At 69.9% G+C, this 18,975-nt stretch carries 20 protein-coding genes; 10 read left to right on the top strand and 10 right to left on the bottom strand.

From position 1 onward, the window contains the following. The first annotated feature begins 44 nt into the window (after window positions 1-44). Together pta and Ate02nite_RS36860 are read left to right on the top strand one after the other, a co-directional pair. A complete protein-coding gene (gene pta, locus Ate02nite_RS36865; RefSeq protein WP_203812540.1) occupies window positions 45-2,123 on the top strand; it encodes a phosphate acetyltransferase in 2,079 nt (692 codons plus the stop codon). Beyond that, complete coding sequence (locus Ate02nite_RS36860) at window positions 2,120-3,235, top strand: acetate/propionate family kinase (RefSeq protein WP_203812539.1); 1,116 nt, start codon at window positions 2,120-2,122, stop codon at window positions 3,233-3,235. Before pta ends, Ate02nite_RS36860 begins: the two co-directional genes overlap by 4 nt. On the opposite strand, the gene Ate02nite_RS36855 is transcribed toward Ate02nite_RS36860, so the two are convergent. After that, the gene (locus Ate02nite_RS36855; protein ID WP_203812538.1) at window positions 3,236-3,403 is read right to left on the bottom strand and encodes a hypothetical protein; all 168 of its coding nucleotides are present in this window, start codon (window positions 3,401-3,403) and stop codon (window positions 3,236-3,238) included. Window positions 3,404-3,536: 133 nt separating this feature from the next. Between Ate02nite_RS36855 and Ate02nite_RS36850 the strand changes: the two genes are divergently transcribed. Then, window positions 3,537-4,787, top strand: a complete 1,251-nt coding sequence (locus Ate02nite_RS36850) for an alpha/beta hydrolase family protein (RefSeq protein WP_203812537.1) — start codon at window positions 3,537-3,539, stop codon at window positions 4,785-4,787. Window positions 4,788-4,830: 43 nt separating this feature from the next. Continuing rightward, entirely contained in the window at window positions 4,831-5,736 is a 906-nt protein-coding gene (locus Ate02nite_RS36845; protein WP_239147975.1) for an alpha/beta hydrolase family protein, read from the top strand. Between the two features lie 6 nt (window positions 5,737-5,742). On the opposite strand, the gene Ate02nite_RS36840 is transcribed toward Ate02nite_RS36845, so the two are convergent. The 3 genes from Ate02nite_RS36840 to Ate02nite_RS36830 form a co-directional block, all read right to left on the bottom strand. Further along, the gene (locus Ate02nite_RS36840) at window positions 5,743-6,693 is read right to left on the bottom strand and encodes a zinc-binding dehydrogenase (protein WP_203812535.1); all 951 of its coding nucleotides are present in this window, start codon (window positions 6,691-6,693) and stop codon (window positions 5,743-5,745) included. Between the two features lie 332 nt (window positions 6,694-7,025). Then, window positions 7,026-8,282 (bottom strand): NAD(P)-dependent malic enzyme, encoded by a 1,257-nt coding sequence (locus Ate02nite_RS36835; protein WP_203812534.1) that lies wholly within the window; start codon window positions 8,280-8,282, stop codon window positions 7,026-7,028. A gap of 139 nt (window positions 8,283-8,421) precedes the next feature. After that, window positions 8,422-8,730, bottom strand: a complete 309-nt coding sequence (locus Ate02nite_RS36830) for a S26 family signal peptidase (protein WP_275422984.1) — start codon at window positions 8,728-8,730, stop codon at window positions 8,422-8,424. A gap of 86 nt (window positions 8,731-8,816) precedes the next feature. Here Ate02nite_RS36830 and sodN point away from each other — a divergent pair, with 86 nt between their 5' ends. The 3 genes from sodN to Ate02nite_RS36815 are packed head-to-tail and all read left to right on the top strand — an operon-like array spanning window position 8,817 to window position 10,142. Then, window positions 8,817-9,221: a superoxide dismutase, Ni gene (gene sodN, locus Ate02nite_RS36825; RefSeq protein WP_203812532.1), complete on the top strand. Its 405-nt coding sequence runs from the start codon at window positions 8,817-8,819 to the stop codon at window positions 9,219-9,221. Next, window positions 9,218-9,727, top strand: coding sequence for a GNAT family N-acetyltransferase (locus tag Ate02nite_RS36820; protein ID WP_239147974.1), 510 nt, complete (start codon window positions 9,218-9,220; stop codon window positions 9,725-9,727). The genes sodN and Ate02nite_RS36820 overlap by 4 nt, the downstream gene beginning before the upstream one ends. Before the next feature lie 10 nt (window positions 9,728-9,737). Further along, entirely contained in the window at window positions 9,738-10,142 is a 405-nt protein-coding gene (locus tag Ate02nite_RS36815; protein WP_203812531.1) for an ATP-binding protein, read from the top strand. Here the strand turns inward: Ate02nite_RS36815 and Ate02nite_RS36810 are convergent. Beyond that, window positions 10,120-10,842, bottom strand: a complete 723-nt coding sequence (locus Ate02nite_RS36810) for a FadR/GntR family transcriptional regulator (protein WP_203812530.1) — start codon at window positions 10,840-10,842, stop codon at window positions 10,120-10,122. The genes Ate02nite_RS36815 and Ate02nite_RS36810 overlap by 23 nt on opposite strands. Before the next feature lie 38 nt (window positions 10,843-10,880). Next, window positions 10,881-11,276 carry a hypothetical protein gene (locus Ate02nite_RS36805; protein ID WP_239147973.1) on the bottom strand — a complete coding sequence of 132 codons (396 nt, stop codon included), beginning with the start codon at window positions 11,274-11,276 and terminating at the stop codon, window positions 10,881-10,883. A gap of 52 nt (window positions 11,277-11,328) precedes the next feature. On the opposite strand from Ate02nite_RS36805, the gene Ate02nite_RS36800 reads away from it, so the two are divergent. Together Ate02nite_RS36800 and Ate02nite_RS36795 are read left to right on the top strand one after the other, a co-directional pair. Continuing rightward, the gene (locus Ate02nite_RS36800) at window positions 11,329-12,279 is read left to right on the top strand and encodes a diacylglycerol/lipid kinase family protein (protein ID WP_203812529.1); all 951 of its coding nucleotides are present in this window, start codon (window positions 11,329-11,331) and stop codon (window positions 12,277-12,279) included. Window positions 12,280-12,684: 405 nt separating this feature from the next. Further along, window positions 12,685-12,939: a WhiB family transcriptional regulator gene (locus Ate02nite_RS36795; protein ID WP_093619131.1), complete on the top strand. Its 255-nt coding sequence runs from the start codon at window positions 12,685-12,687 to the stop codon at window positions 12,937-12,939. Window positions 12,940-13,210: 271 nt separating this feature from the next. Here the strand turns inward: Ate02nite_RS36795 and Ate02nite_RS36790 are convergent, their stop codons facing one another. The 3 genes from Ate02nite_RS36790 to Ate02nite_RS36775 form a co-directional block, all read right to left on the bottom strand. After that, window positions 13,211-13,984, bottom strand: a complete 774-nt coding sequence (locus Ate02nite_RS36790) for a sirohydrochlorin chelatase (protein WP_203812528.1) — start codon at window positions 13,982-13,984, stop codon at window positions 13,211-13,213. Then, the gene (locus Ate02nite_RS36785; protein WP_203812527.1) at window positions 13,966-14,718 is read right to left on the bottom strand and encodes a phosphoadenylyl-sulfate reductase; all 753 of its coding nucleotides are present in this window, start codon (window positions 14,716-14,718) and stop codon (window positions 13,966-13,968) included. The genes Ate02nite_RS36790 and Ate02nite_RS36785 overlap by 19 nt, the downstream gene beginning before the upstream one ends. A 151-nt stretch (window positions 14,719-14,869) precedes the next feature. Further along, on the bottom strand, window positions 14,870-16,561 hold the full coding sequence (locus Ate02nite_RS36775) for a nitrite/sulfite reductase (protein ID WP_203812525.1): 1,692 nt from the start codon (window positions 16,559-16,561) through the stop codon (window positions 14,870-14,872). 326 nt (window positions 16,562-16,887) lie between these two features. Here Ate02nite_RS36775 and Ate02nite_RS36770 point away from each other — a divergent pair, with 326 nt between their 5' ends. Next, a complete protein-coding gene (locus Ate02nite_RS36770) occupies window positions 16,888-18,363 on the top strand; it encodes a glycosyltransferase family 39 protein (protein WP_239147972.1) in 1,476 nt (491 codons plus the stop codon). On the opposite strand, the gene Ate02nite_RS36765 is transcribed toward Ate02nite_RS36770, so the two are convergent. Then, the gene (locus Ate02nite_RS36765) at window positions 18,329-18,970 is read right to left on the bottom strand and encodes a hypothetical protein (RefSeq protein ID WP_203812524.1); all 642 of its coding nucleotides are present in this window, start codon (window positions 18,968-18,970) and stop codon (window positions 18,329-18,331) included. The genes Ate02nite_RS36770 and Ate02nite_RS36765 overlap by 35 nt on opposite strands. Between the last annotated feature and the right edge of the window lie 5 nt (window positions 18,971-18,975).

The following is an 18,975-nucleotide window of genomic DNA, read 5'->3' as shown; positions in this document are numbered from 1 at the left end:
TTTTGGCCCGGCGGTGTTTGCCGGTCCGCCGGTAGGTTGAAGGCGTGGCACGAAGCGTTTATGTGGCCGGGCTTGGGCCTGGTGTCGGTAAGAGCACCGTTGCACTCGGCCTGGCCGAGTTGCTCTCCCGCCAGGTGGCCCGCATCGGAGTGTTCCGCCCGCTGCTCCCCGGGCCCGGCACTGATCCCCTGCTGACCCTGCTCACCGAGCGCTACCCGGTGGTCGCCCCCTACGCCGACTCGTTCGGCGTCACCGCGGCCGAGGCCGGCCAGCTGGTGGCCGACGGCAAGTGGGAGGAGCTGATCGCCCGCATCGTCGAGCGTTACCGCGAGGTCGAGCGCAAGAGCGCCTCGGTCGTGGTGATCGGCAGTGACTTCACCGGCAGCCCGGCCAGCGGCGGTGATGAGATGCCCCGCGAGCTGGGCTTCAACGCCCGACTGGCGACCGAGTTCGGCAGCGTGGTGATCCCGGTGATCAGCGGCGAGGGGCGCAGCGAGGAGTCGATCGGCGCGGCCGCCCGCAGTGCCTACCATTCGCTCGTCGACCTCGACGCCACCGTGCTGGCCGTGATCGCCAACCGGGTGCCGCCGGGCGTGCCGCTCAAGCCGGCCGCCGGGCTGCCGGTGCCGATGTGGTCGATCCCCGAGGTCGCCGCGGTGGCCGCGCCGACCGTCGCCGAGGTGGCCGCCGCGCTCGACGCCACCGTGGTCAGCGGCTCGACGAACGCTCTGGACCGCGACGTGCTCGACTACGTGGTCGGGGCCGCGCACGTGCCGGCCCTGCTGGAGCACCTGACCGACGGCGCGCTGCTGATCACCCCGGGCGACCGGGCCGACCTGCTGGTGGCCGCGAGCGCCGCGCACGCGGCCGGCAACGTGACGCTGTCCGGCCTGGTGCTGACTCTCGGCGAGGCACCCGACCCGCGCGCGGTCGCGGTGATCGAGAAACTCAACACCGGGCTCGCGATGCTTGTGGTCGACTCCGACAGCTATCACACGATCGCCTCGGCCTCGCGCATCGAGGCCCGGCTGAGCACCGGCACCCCGCGCAAGGTCGAGGCCGCGCTCGGTGCGTTCGAGGAGAATGTCGATACCGCCGAGCTGGCCCGCATCCTCGACGTGGCCCGCTCCGCCCGGGTCACCCCGCTCATGTTCGAAAACGATCTGATCGACAAGGCCCGCGCCGAGCGACGCCACCTGGTGCTGCCCGAGGGCACCGACGAGCGCATCCTGCGGGCCACCGAGACCCTGCTGCGCCGCGGCGTCGCCGAGCTCACCCTGCTCGGCGACCGGGCCGAGATCACCCGCCGGGCCCGCGAGCTCGGCGTCTCGATCGGCGGGGCCAACCTGGTCGACCCGGAGAGCAGCGAGTGGCGCGACCGCTTCGCGTCGCGCTACGCCGAGCTGCGCAAGAAGAAGGGCGTAACGCTGGACTTGGCGTACGACGTGGTCCGGGACGTCAACTACTTCGGCACCCTGATGGTCGAGGAGGGTTATGCCGACGGCATGGTCTCCGGCGCCAACCACACCACGGCCGCCACCATCCGCCCGGCCTTCGAGATCATCCGGACGGTTCCGGGGCTGACCGTCGCCTCCAGTGTGTTCTTCATGCTGCTGGCCGACCGGGTGCTGGTCTACGGCGACTGCGCGGTCAACCCCGACCCCGACGCCGCCCAGCTCGCCGACATCGCGCTCTCCTCGGCCGACACGGCCGCCGCGTTCGGCATCGAGCCGCGGGTGGCGATGCTGTCCTATTCGACCGGCAGCTCCGGCGCGGGCGCCGACGTGGAAAAGGTCGCGGCGGCCACCGCGCTGGTCCGGGAGCGCCGGCCCGACCTGCCGGTCGAGGGCCCGATTCAGTACGACGCGGCCATCGACCCCGCGGTCGCGGCCACCAAGCTGCCGGACAGCACGGTGGCCGGCAAGGCCACGGTCTTCGTGTTCCCCGATCTAAATACCGGGAACAATACGTACAAGGCGGTTCAGCGGTCGGCCCATGCGGTCGCCGTCGGGCCGGTCATGCAGGGGCTGCGGCGGCCGGTCAACGACCTGTCCCGCGGTGCGACGGTCAAGGACATCGTCAACACGGTGGCGATCACAGCGATTCAGGCGGCAGCGCGATGACCAGGGTTTTGGTGCTCAACAGCGGTTCCTCGTCGGTGAAATACCGGCTCTTCGACGGAACCGAAACGGTGTCGAAGGGGCTGGTCGAGAAGATCGGCGAGCCGGGCGGCAACACGGCCGACCACCGCGAGGCGTTACAGCGGATCATGTCGGAGACCGACCTGGAAGGGCTGGCCGCGGTCGGCCACCGGGTGGTGCACGGCGGTTCCGACTTCACCGAGCCGACCGTGGTCGACGACGACGTCGTGGCCCGCATCGAGTCGCTGATCCCGCTGGCGCCGCTGCACAACCCGGCCGCGGTCACCGGCCTCGAGGTGGCCCGCAAGCTGCTGCCCGACGTGCCGCAGGTGGCGATCTTCGACACCGCGTTCCACGCGACCATCCCGCCCGAGGGCGTGACCTGGGCGATCGACGCCGAGCTGGCCGCCAAGTGGCAGATCCGGCGCTACGGATTCCACGGCACCTCGCACGGATACGTCGCTCGCCGCACCGCCGCGATCCTCGGCCGGCCGGTCGAGGACACCAACGTGATCACCCTGCATCTGGGCAACGGCGCGAGCGCCACCGCCGTGCGAGGTGGCCGCAGCGTGGCCACGTCGATGGGCCTGTCGCCGCTGGACGGCCTGGTGATGGGCACCCGCAGCGGCTCGATCGACCCGACCGTGATCTTCCATCTGCATCGGGTGGCCGGCCTGCCGATCGACGAGATCGAGAGTTCGCTGACGCGGCACGGCGGCATGCTCGGCCTGTGCGGCGACAACGACATGCGCACCGTCGAGCAGCGCCGCGAAGCCGGTGACCCGGCTGCCGTCCTGGCCTTCGACGTCTACATCCGGCGGCTGCGCGAGTTCATCGGGTCCTACCTGGTGGTGCTCGGCCGGGTTGACGCGATCACGTTCACGGCCGGGGTCGGCGAGCACTCCCCCGAGGTGCGGGCGGCGGCGCTGGCCGGTCTGGAACCGCTGGGCATCGCCGTTGACCCCACACGCAACGAAGCCGCCGAGGAGATCATCTCCCCGGACGGCTCGCGCACTGCGGTGTGTGTGGTCCCGACGGACGAGGAACTGGAGATTGCCAACCAGTCCCGCGCCGCTCTCGGGTTGGCCGACTGATCAGCTGGCCAGCCAGGCGATCAGGGCGATGAGTACGACGGCGACGACCACGCCGGTGACGATCAGCGGGGTCTTGGAGGCTGCTGCGGCGGGCTCCTGCGGGGTGTCCTGAGTAAAGGCCCGGAACGCCTCGGTGTTGCCGCTCGGATCGACGCTGTTGTCAGACATGGCCAAGACCATAGCGAAAAGAAGCCCGCCCGCCGACCACCCCACCCTGCCGACCATGTCGCCTACCAGTGCCTATTCACCCGGTCCGGCGATTTCACTCCTTCGTGGGAGTGTTGCGCCGTAACGTCGGATCATGGGAACGCGGCGGCTGGCGGGCACGGCGGTGGCCCTGATTCTCGCCCTGGCGGCCGGCGGATGCTTCAGCGAACCGACCCGGCCGGCGCCGATTTCCCGGCCCGAGCCGGCGCCCCTGATCGCGCTCCCGGCCGCGGCCGACGAGCCCACCTGGCCGGTCGGCGTCCGCACCCTGGACCTGCGACGCGGCCTCGACCGCCCGCTCCCCACGCTGGTCTTCTATCCCGCCGCCGACCCCGACCAGGCCGAACTGACCAATCGCCGCCGCCTCCCCCAGCCGACGGACGGCCTGTTCGCCCCAGCAAGCCACCGCGACCGCGCCACCGCGTCACAAGGCGCCGCACGCCCCAAACCGGCAGCCTCCTCCGAGGCAACGACCGAGGCCAAGCGCACCGCTCCCGCGGGCCCCACCGCCCGGGACAAGCACGCAGCGCGAGCTGGCCACACCGCCCGGACCAACCGCGCCGCCCGGACCAGCCAGGCAGAGCGGGCCAGCCAGGCAGAGCGGGCCGACCGGGCGGAGCGGGTCAGTCGGCCGGTGCCGGCTGAGCTTGTGGCTCGGGTGGCGGCTTCCGCGCGGGCCGGGCTTGCGCCTGCTACCGGGCGCTTTCCGGTGGTTCTGTTCAGTCATGGGCTGTCCGGGTCGCCGGAACGCTATGCGCCGGTGCTGGCCCAGTTTGCCGCGGCTGGGTTCGTGGTTGTTGCGCCTACCTACCCGTACACCAGTGAGTTCGCTTTGCGGTTTCGGCGGGCTGACATCGTGCGGCAGCCGGCTGACGCCCGGTATGTGCTGTCTCGAGTGCTGCGGCTCAACTACACGCCCGGGGATCCGCTCTGGCATCGGATCGACGCCGAGCACATCGCGGCGGTCGGGCACTCGGCCGGCGGGTACACGACCAGCGGGCTGTTCACGGCGGGGCACGATCCGCGGCTGCGGGCCGGGGTGATCATGGCGGGGTGGGCGGCTCCGGGTGCGTTCGCCGGGGCGCCGGCCAGCATGCTGTTCCTGCAGGGCACCGCCGATCCGGTGGTGCCGATGGCGGTGAGCCGGGCGGCCTGGAAGCTGGTGCCCTGGCCCAAGGCCTACCTGCTGTTGCGCCGTAACTCGCACTCCACCTACCTGCAGCCGGGCGAACTCGGCTATCCGACCATGAAGTCCACCGTGATCGACTTCCTGCGCTGGACCCTGAACGGCGACGAGGCCGCCGGTCGCCGAGTGCCGCGCATGGTCTACCCCGGCCGGCGATAGCAGCCGCCGAGGCTCCACAGGTAACGGCGGCACAATGGGCCGGGTGCATCGCCGTACCTTGATCAAGACCCTTGTCGCGGCCGGCGCGGCGGCGTCGGCGAGCGCTTGTTCGGCGCAGCCGGCCAGCACCCCGACGACCGGCAGCCCGACAACCAGCGCCGCCAAACCCAGTGCCACGACGCCCACCACCGCGACGCCCAGCGCGGCCGCTACGGCTCCCAGCAGGACCTTCGCGCTCAAGACCAGTCAGGTCGCGTTCGCCCGCGGCGACCGGCCGCTGCCGACGACGATCTGGCGGCCGACCGGCGACGGGCCCTTCCCGCTGATCCTGTTCAGTCACGGGCTGACCGCACGCCCGCGCGACTACGCCGCGATGATCACCACCTGGGCGAAGGCCGGTTTTGTGGTCGCCGCGCCGGCCTATCCGTTCACCGCCGGCGGGGTCAGCGAGTTCAACCCGCTCGACGTGGTCAACCAGCCGGCCGACGCCAGCTACGTGATCACGCAGGTGGTGAAGCGGCTCGGCGACACGGTCGACGCCGAGCGGATCGCGGCGGCCGGGCATTCGGCGGGTGGGATTACCACGCTGGGCATGTTCAGCGGCGACCGGGACGCTCGACTGCGGGCCGGCCTGGTGCTGGCCGGACGGCAGATCATCGCGACGCCGCTGACCGGCGCCGCGACGCCGTTGCTGTTCGTGCACGGCAAGCTCGACAACACCATCGCCTACGCCGACGGCCGGTCCGTGTTCGACGCCCTGAAGTGGCCGAAGGCGTTCCTGACGTTCCCCCGCGGTGGTCACGTGGCCAGCGGCCGCTCACTCGACGTCATCTCCGCGACAAGCCGGGACTTCTGGCGCTGGAGCCTCTACGGCGACCGCTCCGCGAAGTCGCGCCTCACCAAGGACGCCGCCGAGGACAACCTGGCAACCTTCACCAACCGCCTCTAAAAAAGCTCAGTGCAGGAAGTCCAGCGCCACCTTGCCGAACACATCACCGGACTCCAGGTGGGCGAACGCGTCCGCCACCGCGCTGAAGCCGTAGATCGAGTCGATCACCGGCCGGATGTCCTTCTCGACCAGCAGGTCCATCAGCGCCTCCAGTTCGGGAAGCGTCCCCATCACGCTGCCCAGCAGTTCGAGCCGCATCGCGAACAGCCGCCGCAGGTCAACCGTGGCCAGATGCCCGCCGGTAGCCCCGCACACGACGATCCGCGCGCCCGGCGCCGCGCACTTCATCGAGTGGTCGAAGGTCGGCTGCCCCACCGACTCGATCACCACGTCGACCCGTTCCGGCAGCCGCGCGCCGGGCTCGACCGCCACCGCGCCGAGCGCCGCGATCTTCGCCCGCTTGCCGGGGTCGCGGCTTGTCGCATAGACCGTCTTGCCCATCGCCAGGGCGAGCACCACGGCCGCCGTCGCCACCCCACCGCCGGCCCCCTGCACCAGCACCGACGAGGCCAGATCGACCCGCCCACGGGTGACGAGCATGTTGTAGGCGGTCAGCCAGGCCGTCGGCAGGCACGCCGCATCCAGGAAGGACAGCCCGGCCGGCTTGGGAATCAGGTTGTCCCGCGGCACCGCGACCCGCTCGGCGAGCGTCCCCGGAAACCGCTCCGACAACAGCGACATCCCGCGCGGATCCCCCGAGTCGGCGACGACCGGATAGATCACCACCTCGTCACCCTCCGGAGTTACCCCGGCGGCGTCACACCCGAGAATCATCGGCAGCCGATCACCCGGCAGCCCGACCCCACGCAAAGACCACAGGTCATGGTGGTTGAGCGAGGCCGCGCGCACCTCAACGGCGACCCACCCCTCCGGCAACTCCGGCTCCGCGACCTCACCCACGGTGAGCACACTCAACGGCTTGTCGGGCGAGGCGGCGATAGCACTGGCGGCACGCATCCATCGACCTTATAAGCCAAACCGAAATTCATGAGTACGCCCGACGCCGTCCCCAACCGCAACACCCCGCCCCCGCCGCGCAGGCCAGGCCGTAGCCACCCACCCTCCCCGGTCCGCCTCCGGGCGGACCGACCGGTCGGCGCCCGGACCGAAATTGATCGCCCGGCGCGGGTCTGGGGGCGATCTTGCGCGAGAGGCGCGGTGCGGCCTGTTGTTGCAGGTGGTCGCGCTGCTCGGCGGGGCGGTCAGGGTTGGGCGGGACGGTGTTGGGCGTACCTATAAGGGCATGGAAAAGGCCCGGCGGAAAACCGCCGGGCCCTTGTCCGACAAGCTCAGTGGGTTGGCGCGGATGCGGCCTGGGTTGCGGCCGCAGGGGCCGTGGGGGCCGACGGGACCTCGCGGCGGGCCACGCCGTCCTTCATCGCGGCGGCGGCGACGGCCGCGGCGACCGCCGGAGCGACCCGCGGGTCCAGCGGTGAGGGGACGATCGCCTCGGCGCGGAGGTCGTCCGCGACGATTTCGGCGATGGCGTCGGCCGCGGCCACCTTCATCGCGTCGGTGATCGTGGTGGAGCGGGAGTCGAGGGCGCCGCGGAAGATGCCGGGGAACGCCAGGACATTGTTGATCTGGTTGGGGAAGTCGCTGCGGCCGGTGGCGACGATCGCGGCGTACTTGTGGGCGATCGTCGGGTGGACCTCCGGCGTGGGGTTGGCCAGGGCGAAGATGATGCCGCCGGGGGCCATGCCGGCCAGCGCGCTCTCCTCGATCGCGCCGCCGGAGACGCCGATCAGGACGTCGGCGCCGATCAGCGCCTCGGCGATGCCGCCGGTGCGGCCGGAGATGTTGGTGGTCGCCGCCAGCTCGGCCTTCTTGCCGCTCAGGCCCTCACGGTCGGCGTGGATGATGCCGCGCGAGTCGCAGACGATCACGTTGGCGCCCTGGACGCCCGCCGCGATCAGGGTCTGGGTGATCGCGACCCCGGCCGCGCCGGCGCCGCTGATCACGATGCGCAGGTCGGCGAACTGGCGGCCGAGCAGCTTGGCGGCGTTGCGCAGGGCGGCCAGCGTGACCACCGCGGTGCCGTGCTGGTCGTCGTGGAAGACCGGAATGTCGAGCTCGGCGTCGAGGCGCTGCTCGATCTCGAAGCAGCGCGGGGCGCTGATGTCCTCGAGGTTGATCCCGCCGAACGACGGCGCCAGCGCCTTGACCACGGCGATGATGCCCTCGACGTCCTGGGTGTCCAGGCAGATCGGGATCGAGTCGACCCCGCCGAACTGCTTGAACAGGATCGCTTTGCCCTCCATGACCGGCATCGCGGCCTTGGGGCCGATGTTGCCGAGGCCGAGCACCGCGGAGCCGTCGGTGATGACGGCGACCGTGTTGGCCGTCCAGGTGTAGTCGGGGTAGAGCGCGGGATCCTCGGCGATGGCCTCGCAGACCCGGGCGACGCCGGGGGTGTAGGCGAGGGAGAGGTCGTCGCGGCTGGCCAGCGAGACGGTCGGGCTGATCGACATCTTGCCGTGTTTATGCAGGTCAAAGACCGGATCGGCGGCAAGAGAGGGATCGAGTTCGAAACTGAAGAAAGACATGGTGACTCCACACGGCATCGGCGTTGACACGGTGCACCGGCTCGGTCCTCGGTCGCGAATGGGCGCCGAGCGGCGGTGCGATGCGGGGATCACCCGGGGTAGCAACCGCTGCGCGGGTGTGCGCTGCGGTACACGGACACTAACCTAGCCGACCTACGCGCGGGTAGTAGCGAATTAAGACTCGGCCGATGACATCCGCCACCCCGTACTTACGGGAGTCGTCCTCGATGAGCTGGTTGTCGCCCTGAATCCACCAGCCGCCGTCCTGCTCGCGTATAACCCGCTTGACCACCAGCAGGTCAGGACGGGTGCGGAAACGCGCGACCACGACGTCCCCGGGGCGCACCCGTCCCCCGCGCCGCACCAGCAACGCGTCACCGGAGCGTAGGGCGGGCACCATCGACGGTCCGTTCACCAAGACTGCGAACAGTGGTAATTGCCATCTCAAGGCATCAGTCCTCCGTTGCGTTAGTGGCGGGATGTAAGGGGTAGTGTCAACTGCGGATCATCGCAAACCCGTATGGAGGAGTCCTCATGCGACTTCCGCGTTTCTTCACACCGCGGACCGTGGTCAGCGCACACTGTGACCTGCCCTGCGGTGTGTACGACCCGGCGCAGGCCCGGATCGAGGCGGAGTCGGTCAAGGCGATCGCCGAGAAGTACCAGGCGAACACCGACCCCGAGTTCCGCACTCGCGCCATCCTGATCAAGGAGCAGCGGGCCGAGCTCGTCAAGCACCACCTGTGGGTGCTGTGGACGGACTACTTCAAGGCCCCGCACTTCGAGAAGTACCCCAACCTGCACCAGCTGTTCAACGAGGCCACCAAGCTTGCCGGTGCCTCGGGTGCCAAGGGCTCGGTCGACCCCGCTGTGGCCGAGCAGCTCCTGGGCAAGATCGAGGAGATCTCCAAGATCTTCTGGGAGACCAAGCAGGCGTGAGCTTCACCGCAACGGTTCGGCCGGTACGTCCGCAGGACGTGCCGGCCGTTGTCGCGATGGTGCACGAGCTGGCCGATTTTGAACGCGCGGCCGACCAGTGCCACCTCACCACCGAGCAGCTCGAGGGCGTCCTGTTCGCCGAGCCCACGGTCTTCGGGCACGTCGCGGTCGACCCGGCGGACCGCCCGATCGGGTTCGCACTCTGGTTCCTCAAGTTCTCCACCTGGACCGGAACGAGCGCCATCCACCTGGAAGACGTCTACGTCCGGCCGGAATCGCGTGGCGCCGGCGCCGGTGGCGCACTGCTCGCCGCCCTCGCCGAGATCTGTGTGCAGCGTGGCTATCACCGCCTGGAGTGGGTGATGCTCGACTGGAATCCGGCCGCCGAGTTCTACGCCGCGATCGGCGCCGAGGTCACCGCCGACTGGGTGCCGTACCGGTTGTCGGGCGACGCCCTGCACCGGCTCGCCGAACGCGCCTCCCCGCCGGCCCCGGTAAGCAGATAGGCTCACATTCGTGACTTTCACGCACCCGGATCCGGCGCTCGGCGACGACGTCGTTCTGCTCACGGTGCCCGCCGACGGCGGTTACCTGGGCGTGCTCCGGACAGCCACCGCCGGCCTCGCAGCCCGGCTGCACTTCGCGCTGGACGAGATCGAAGACCTGCGCATCGCCGTCGACGAGGCGTGCGCGATGCTGCTGGCGATCGCGACCCGGGGCGCCGAGCTGGAGTGCCGCTTCGCGGTGACCGACGACGCGCTGACCGTCGAGGTGAGCGTGACCACCGTGCGTGGCGCCCGGCTACCGGCCGAGTCGTCCTTCGCCTGGAAGGTGCTCACCGCGCTGACCACCTCGGCGTCGGCCGAGGCGAACGGTCAGCACGCGACGATTCGCCTGCTCACCCGGCGTACCGAGGGGTGACGTCCAGCGTCTGGGTCGACCGCACCACGTAATCGAGGTGTGCGGCCGCGGCCCGGCTGGCCGCCTCGGCATCCCGGTTGACCAGGCAGTCGAGCATCTGCCGGTGATCGACGTCGATCTGCACCCAGTAACCCTCCGGCAGGTTGCTGGTGACCTCCTCGCCGTACGTCGCGTGGTAGAGCGGGCGCACCACCAGCTCGAACAGCGGGTTGCCGGTCGCCTTGGCGACCGCCATGTGGAACGCGGCGTGCGCGGCCAGCATGGTTTCGAGGTCGTCCAGAGCCGGGTCGAAGAGCGCGCTGCGAATCTCCAGCAGGTGATCGTCTTCCCGGCGCAGCGCGGCCAGCCCGGCGGCCGGCACCTCGAGGGCGCGGCGCAGCTCGAGCAGATCGGCCAGGCCCACCCCGTCCGAGTTGGTGAGCAGGGTGAAGCCGGTGGCGAGGCCGTCGGCCAGCTGTTCCGCGTCGGGGTGCGAGACGAAGCTGCCGCCGGTCACGCCGCGGGTGGTGACGATCAGGTGCTGACTCGCCAGCAGGCGTAACGCCTCCCGGACGGTGCTCCGGCTAACCCCCGTCTTTACGCACAATTCGGGCTCCGGTGGCAGCCGCTCGCCCGGCTGCAGCCGTCCCGAGGTGATGTCCGCCCGTAACTCATCCGCCAGCAGTTGATAGGCGGGAGGTCGCACCGTAGATCCGGTCACCTACACAGGGTAGGCCCTGACCAACGGTTCGAGGGTGATTAATCGACGCCGAGCGCTCTGGTACTTGGCGGAACAACGGTGAGTACCCCGGTCAGGGCACCTGTAATCATCAGAATTATTCCGACCCAGACCGGGCCGACCTGCACCAGGAAGCCGCCGGCCGCGATCACGAACAGCTGCACGACGATCGACGGGCCGCGCGCGCCGCGCTGCCGGCGGGCCAGCGAGCGGCCGAGGAAGAAGATCACGACGGCGGCCAGCGCCGTCATCACGGTCAGCGAGACGGCCACGCCGACCTCGAGCTTCTCCGCGGTCACGTCCCGATAGACCAGGTACGCGGTCAGGCCGGCCAGCCCGGCACACTCCAGGTAGAGCAGCCACACGGCCGATACCAAGGTCCGGGGGTTGTCAACGACTGCATTCTCACCGGCCACTTGTGCACCATACCGACAGCTCAGAACGCGCTCGACGGGTACAGTGCCGCCCATGCGGGCGTTACTGGTGGTTAACCCGAAAGCCACCACTACCAGCGAGCGCAGCCGAGACGTACTGGTCCGGGCCCTGCGCAGCGCGGTCAGTCTGACCGTCGAATACACCACCCGGCGCGGGCACGCGGCGTCGCTGGCCCGTGCCGCGGCGGAGAGCGGCGTCGATGTCGTGGTCACCCTCGGCGGCGACGGCACGGTCAACGAGGCGGTCAACGGATTGATGACCGCGCGCTCCGCCCTGGACGGCATCGCCGGTCCCCGGGCCCAGGCGTTGCCGGCCCTCGCCGTCGTGCCGGGCGGTTCCACGAATGTCTTCGCCCGCGCGCTCGGACTGCCGCGGGACTGGGTCGACGGCACCAGCATGATCCTCGATGCGTTGCGCGACGGCCGGCACCGGGTGATCGGGCTGGGCCGCGCCGACGACCGCTACTTCACCTTCGCCGCCGGGGTGGGCCTGGACGCCGCCGTGGTGCGCCGGGTCGAACAGGCCCGGTTGCGCGGCCGTAAGTCCACACCGTCTCTCTACTTCCGCTCGATCGTCGGCCAGTTCGTGGTCGGCGACGACCGCAAGATCCCACCGATCTCCATCGAGCGGCCCGGCGAACCGGCCGAGATGGACCTCGGCACGGTGATCGTGCAGAACACCGCCCCGTGGACCTATTTGGGCGATCGCCCGATCAACCCGAACCCGGCCGCCTCGTTCGATCGCGGGCTCGATGTGCTCGCGCTGCGGCGGCTCGCGGTGACGAGCACCACACGAACCCTGGCTCAACTGGCCACCCGCAAGGGCAATCCACACGGCAAGCAGGTGCTGCAGCTGCATGACCAGGCCGAATTCACCGTGGTGGCGAATCGGCCGCAGGCTTTCCAGCTGGACGGCGACTACTTAGGGGAGCGCCAGAAGGTGCACTTCGTGTCCGTCCCGGAAGCTTTGCGTGTGATCTGCTGACCGCCGGGTACCACGCTCACGATCCGTTACAGAAAGACGGGCAAAAGAGCGGCAAGGCGGCCGAGACCGTACTACATTGATGGGAGCGTTCGTCATCCGGTACTGAAAGTCGCCTCAGAACCGGACAAAGGGGTCGTGAGCCAGCTCACCCGCGGGGAGAAATTTCCGCCGCTACCCTTGACATCGCAGGAGTTCGTGAAAGCATTCACAAGCGATAAGAAGTAACCCGTTGCTGCTTGCGCGCGTTCCTAATCCAGAAGCGCTGAACGGCACGGAGTAAGACCAAAAGCTTGCTGACGCACCGACGATCAGACGGGCCCCCGCCCGAAGGTCGCCACCGCGCACGCATAGGTAATACCAGTAGTTCATTCATTAACCCCATCCGAAACAAGGAGTGTTGCCGCCATGGACTGGCGTCACGATGCGATCTGCCGCGACGAGGACCCGGAGCTGTTCTTCCCGATCGGGACGTCCGGCCCCGCGCTCCTGCAGGTCGAGCAGGCCAAGGCCGTGTGCCGGCGGTGCCCCGTGACCGAGGAATGCCTCTCGTGGGCACTCGAGTCCGGTCAGGACGCCGGCGTCTGGGGCGGGATGAGCGAAGATGAGCGGCGCGCAGTCAAGCGTCGTGGCGGCCTCCGGGTCGGCGCTCCTACCGCCTGAACCAATCCCCCAAAGAACCACTCACAGCATTTGCGCCCCGGGCCGATCGGCACCGGGGCGTCTTGCTGTTCTGACTCGATTACACGGGGCTCATATTTCCTGAGAGCTTTATGAGAGCCGTTCCGGAGAGCGCAAATTGGATCACCGTGCGTTCCATCGAGATTCGCGAAATGATCTCGAAATTGCGCGGCGCACAAAGATCCTCACCCTCCGCTGTGGAACCTGACGACCCTCCACAGGGCCACATGATCCAGTTACTCTCCGCAACAGATCAGGCGGCGGCGGAAGCCGGCGAAGCCACCGCACCCACCCGAGCCGCCACCAATCGGACAAGTTCCGGGGCGTCGGTCAGCGGGGTGGCGATCGTCACCGCGCCGGCGGTGCGGGCCGAGTCGGCCGCCAGGTCGTAGAGATGACCCGGGGCCAGGAAGTAGGCCGCCATGCCGATGCGACGGGCGCCGGACGCCCGCAGGGCATCGACAGCCGCGCCCGGGAGCGGCGGGGCGGCCGAGGCATAGGCCACGGCGCACGGGAGGCTCAGGCGGGCGCTCAGGGCGTTTGCCGCCCATTCGACCGTTGCGCGCGCGGCCGCGTTGCGGGTACCAGCCGCGGCCAGCACGACCGCGTCGAGACCCGCCGCGGGCAGGCGCCGCGCCAAGCCGTCCACCAGAAGCGACGGGACCGGCACGGCGGCCGCGAGCGGGCCGGGCTGCGGGCCGAGTACCTCGGCCAGGGTCACCGAAACGGGTAGATCTTCGGCGGCAGCCAGGACCGCGGGGATGTCCACCCGGCCGTGGTAGGCCTTGGTCAGCAGCAGCGGGACCAGGACCGCCCGGCGGCCCGGCGCCAGGGACGCGAGGACGTCCAGCGGGCGCGGGCCGGCGTGGTCGAGGTAGGCGGCGTGCACGTCCCACGACGGGTGGGCGCGGCGCACCGCACGGGCCAGGGCCTCGGTGGCCGCGGCGGCCCGGGGATCGCGGCTGCCGTGGGCCACCAGGACCACGGCCGGCCGGTCCCGGGACGGGGTCAGACGTGCAGGCCGCATTCGGTCTTCTCGAACATGGCCCAGCGGCCGGCCCGCGGGTCCTCGCCCGCCTTGGTGCGCCGGGTGCACGGCCAGCAGCCGATCGACCCGTAGCCCTTCTTGAACAGCTCGTTGACCGGGACGTTCCAGCGGCTGATGTAGCGGTCGACGTCGGTCTGGGTCCAGGCCGCGATCGGGTTGACCTTGACCTTGCCCTTCTTGGCGTCGAACGTCACGACCGGTGTGTTGGCCCGGGTCGGCGACTCGTCGCGGCGCAGGCCGGTGGCCCACGAGTCGTACTCGGCGAGGGCGCGCTCGAGCGGCTCGACCTTGCGCATGAAGCAGCACTCGTCGGGGCTGCGGGCGAACAGCCGGGGGCCGAACTCGCCGTCCTGCTGGCCGACGGTCTGCTGCGGGCGGATCGAGCGCACGTTGACGTTCATCGTCGCGGCGACGATGTCGCGCACCTTGAGCGTCTCCGGGAAGTGCAGGCCGGTGTCGAGGAAGACCACGTCGACGCCGGGGGCGACCCGGGAGAAGAGGTGGGCGACGACGGCGTCGGCCATCGAGCTGGTCACGCAGAAGCGCGCGCCGAACGTGTCGGTCGCCCACTTGGCGATCTGCTCGGCCGGGGCACCCTCGAGCGCGACGGCGGCGTCGAGCGCGAGTGCCTTGAGCTCCTCGGGAGTGCGGCGTCCGGCAACCACTGAAGGACCGAGACCGATGAGGTTGAGTGAGGTGGCCATGACTGTCATCGGTTTACTCCCTTGGACAGCAACCCGTTGAACTTGACCGTGAAAACTCGGGCGCAGGAGTGGCACTCCCAGGCACCGTGCGAAGCCTCGTTGGGACGGATGTCCTCTTCCCCGCAATAGGGGCAGTAGAGCGGGGCGGATCGGGCGTCGCTCATTTGAGAAGCGCCTCCTCGGCCCGCATCACCCAGACGGCGAACGTCTCCCCGTCGGAGCGGCCGTCCAGGTAGTTGCGGGCGACGCGCTCGACGTACTCCGGGAGCTCTTCGGCGGTGGCCTTGAGGCCGCGCAGCTTGCGGCCGAAGCCGGCGGTCTCGCCCTTGGCCATGCCGAGGGCGCCGCCGAGGTGGATCTGGAAGCCTTCGACCTGCTCGCCCTGCGCGTTCATGACCAGCTGGCCCTTGAGGCCGATGTCGGCGACCTGGGTGCGGGCACAGGCGTTCGGGCAGCCGTTGATGTGCACCGAGATGTCCGCGTCGAAGTCCTTGAGCCGCTCCTCGAGCCGGGCGACCAAATCTTCGCCGAGCGCCTTGGTCTCGACGATGGCGAGCTTGCAATATTCCAGCCCGGTGCAGGCCATCGTGCCGCGCCGCCAGGCGGACGGCCGCGCCTCCAGGCCGATCTCGCGCAGCCCGCGGATCAAGCCTTCGACGTTCTCGTCGACAACATCAAGGACCAGGAGCTTTTGGTACGGCGTGAGCCGCACCCGGCCGGAACCGGCGGCCTCGGTGAGGTCGGCCAACTTCGTCAGCTGGGTGCCGGACGAACGGCCGACCACGGGAGCGGCGCCGATGTAGTTCTTCCCGTCGCGCTGCTTGTGCACGCCGATGTGGTCGATCGGCCGCTCCGGCAGCTCCGGCGACGGCCCGTCGAGAAGGGTGCGGCCCAGGTATTCCTTCTCCAGGATCTCCCGGAACTTCTCCACGCCCCAGTCGGCGAGCAGGAACTTCAGGCGGGCGCGGTGCCGCAGCCGGCGGTAGCCGTAGTCGCGGAAGATCCCGATCACGCCTTCCCAGACGTCCGGGATCTCGGCCAGCGGCACCCAGACGCCGAGGCGCTCGGCCAGCCGCGGGTTGGTGGACAGGCCGCCGCCGACCCACAGGTCGAAGCCCGGGCCGTGCTCGGGGTGCACCACGCCGACCAGCGAGATGTCGTTCGCCTGGTAGGGCCCGTCGGGCAGCCAGGAGATGACCGACTTGAACTTGCGCGGCAGGTTGGAGTAGGCCGGGTCACCGACGTACCGCTTGACGATCTCGTCGATCGCCGGCGTCGCGTCGAGCACCTCGTCGGCCGAGACCCCGGCGACCGGGCTGCCCAGCACGACCCGCGGGCAGTCGCCGCACGCCTCGGTGGTCTGCAGGCCGACCGCTTCCAGCCGGCGCCAGATCTCCGGCATGTCCTCGACCCGGATCCAGTGCATCTGGATGTTCTGCCGGTCGGTGATGTCGGCGCTGTCCCGGGCGAACTCGGTGGAGATGCCGGCGATGGCCCGCAGCTGGGCCAGGTTGAGCGCGCCGCCGTCGACCCGGACCCGGAGCATGAAGTATTCGTCTTCCAGCTCTTCCGGCTCGAGGATCGCGGTGCGACCGCCGTCGATCCCGGCCTTGCGCTGGGTGTAGAGCCCCCACCAGCGGAACCGGCCCCGCAGGTCGGCCGGGTCGATCGAGGCGAAGCCGCCGTGCGCGTAGATGTTCTCGATCCGCGCCCGGACGTTGAGGGGGTTGTCGTCTTTCTTGCTGCGCTCGTTGGGGTTGAGCGGCTCGCGGTGTCCGAGCGCCCACTGGCCTTCGCCGCGCGCCTTACGGGGGCGGGCGGTCGGCGTAGCTGGGGTGCTGCTGGGCGCCATGTCGGCGGTCCTCCGGGTGTCGGTGGGCGCACGTCGACACGTTCGGCATTTGGAGGACTCGTGACGTCTGTGTCAGGAGAGTGCCGGCGCGTCTCGCACGCCCGGACTCAAATCGGGCGGCGTCAGTAAGCCGGACACATCGCGCTGCGGACGCGGCCGTAATCAACGTGGCGGCGAGCCACGAAGCGGCGGTCAACAGCAGCGGTCATGGGGGTAAGCCTTACACACGGAGGCATTCTGGGCCAGTACGGTCCAGATTCCGGGAGTGTGCCTACCAGCACACCTGGATTACCCCTCGTCGATCACACCTGGAACCCTGTCCCCTCGTGAGATTCCTTCCGGCTTGGTTGCGCACCCAGTTGTGCTGGGTGCTGCCCGCCGTCGCGGCCGGTTTCGCGGTGAGCTACCAGGCCGCCCGGCCGGGCCCGTGGCGGGACGAGATCGCCAGCTGGAGCATCGCCAGCCGCAACGTCGACCAGATCATCGCGACCGGCCGGCACATCGATGGCGTCCTGGTGCCGTACTACCTGTTCCTGCACTACTGGATCGGCTGGTACGGGGACTCGGCGGTCGCCATGCGGGTGCCGTCGATCATCGCGATGACGGCGACCGCGGCCGTGGTGGCGCTGCTCGCCCGGCGCTGGTGGGGCAACGCGGCCGGGCTGCTCGGTGGCCTGCTCTTCGCGGTCATGCCGGCGGTGTCGCGCTATGGCCAGGAGATTCGCGGGTACGCGTTCGCCACCCTCTTCGTGGCGCTGGCCACCCTGCTGCTGGCGATCGCACTCGACCGGTCGCGCTGGTGGACCTGGACCGGGTACGCCCTGTGCGTGGCCCTGGCCGGCCTGTCCCACCTGCTCAGCCTGATGGTGCTGGCCGGACATCTGGTGATGGTGCTGGTCGCGGTGTGGCGGAGCGGGCGGTGGCGGGCGCTGTGGTGGGTGCTCGCGGTCGCTGCCGGGGTGGGCGCGATGCTGCCGCTGACCCGCAACGGGCTGGGCCAGCAGTCCAGCCAGCTGAACTGGCTGGACAAGGCGATGCCGAGGGCCCTGGCGGACGTGGCCGGGTCGCTGTTCGTGGCGCCGATCCTCGGCGGGGCGGTGCCCGGGCTGGCGATTCTCGCGCTCAAACGCGGAAAGGCAACCCCGGCCGCGGTGCTCTGGGCGGCGGCGTTGCTGCCGGTCGGCCTGCTTTACGCGTACGACCAACTGGTCGCGCCGATCTTCGTGTCCCGCTATCTGATGTTCGCCGTACCCCTGCTGTGTGCCCTGGCCGGCGCCGGGCTGAGCCTTCTCCGCCTGCCGGTGGCCCTGGTAGCGGTTTTGGCGCTCGGCGCCATCGGCCTGCCCGCCCAGCAGGCGATGCGCCGGGCCCATTCGTCGTTCGACTTCGAGTCGGCCGCCGAGGTGATCCTGGAGAACCAGGCGCCGGGCGACGGCATCATCTACGCGCCGCGCGACGGCTGGCAGGCCACCGACCTCGGGTTGGCCTATTACCTACGGGACCGGGCGCCGCGCGACCTGATGCTGACCTCCTCCGAGGTCTCGAACGCGTCGCTGTGGGCCACCGAGTGCAAAGACGCGGTGAAGTGCCTCGGCGACACCAAGCGGATCTGGGTGATGGCGGCCGACAACCTCGACCCGGTCTACCGGGCGACCGCCACCAACCAGCTCACCTACGGCGAGAAGGCCGTACTCAAGGAGTACGACCAACTCGTCTTCTGGCGGGTGAGTGGCTTCACCATCACCCTGTTCGTCCGGGAGAGCTTGCCTAGTCGACCGGCAGTCCGGGCCGGTCGCCGCTAGCGACGTCGGCCAGGTATTCCTGGGCGTCCCGGACCGCCGCGGTCACCACCTCGTCCTCGCCAGGACCACCGGCCTCGGCGAGCAGCCGCCGGAAGCGCTCCGACCGGCCGTCCACCGGGGCCAGAATGGTCACTGCCTCGGCCCGGTCGTCCGGCTCCGGCGAGGCGGCCAGCCGGTAGAGGAACTCGACCAGCTCGGTGAGCCCTCTACCGACGTCCCGATGCAGGTCGTCGTGGCCGGCGGCCAGTTCGTCCGCCTCCGGATCGCCGTACGCGATGCGTTCCAGGAGCGTCTGAGCGACAAGCGACGCCTCCCGATGTTCCGAGTCCTGCGCGATGCGCGCCAGGAATGGGATCGTGAACGGCGTTACCTGGAACAACAGGCCATCCGGGATGAGCCGTTCGACCAGGTCGGCTTCGACGACGGTGAGATCACTGCCGTCCGGGGCCGAGGCGAGCGTGGCCAGCAGGCCCGGCAGGTCGGGTGCCGGCTTGCGCAACCCGCTGCGCAACTGCGCCCATGGAACCGCGCCCACCCCGGGCAGCACCGCTTCCAGAGAAGCCGGATCGGACTCGGCCGCCTTGTTCCGCCGCCACTTTCCCAGCACTTGAC

Origin of the sequence: Paractinoplanes tereljensis, assembly GCF_016862435.1 — a bacterium.
GTDB lineage: Bacteria > Actinomycetota > Actinomycetes > Mycobacteriales > Micromonosporaceae > Actinoplanes > Actinoplanes tereljensis.
This window is presented reverse-complemented; position numbering and strand designations above follow the sequence as displayed.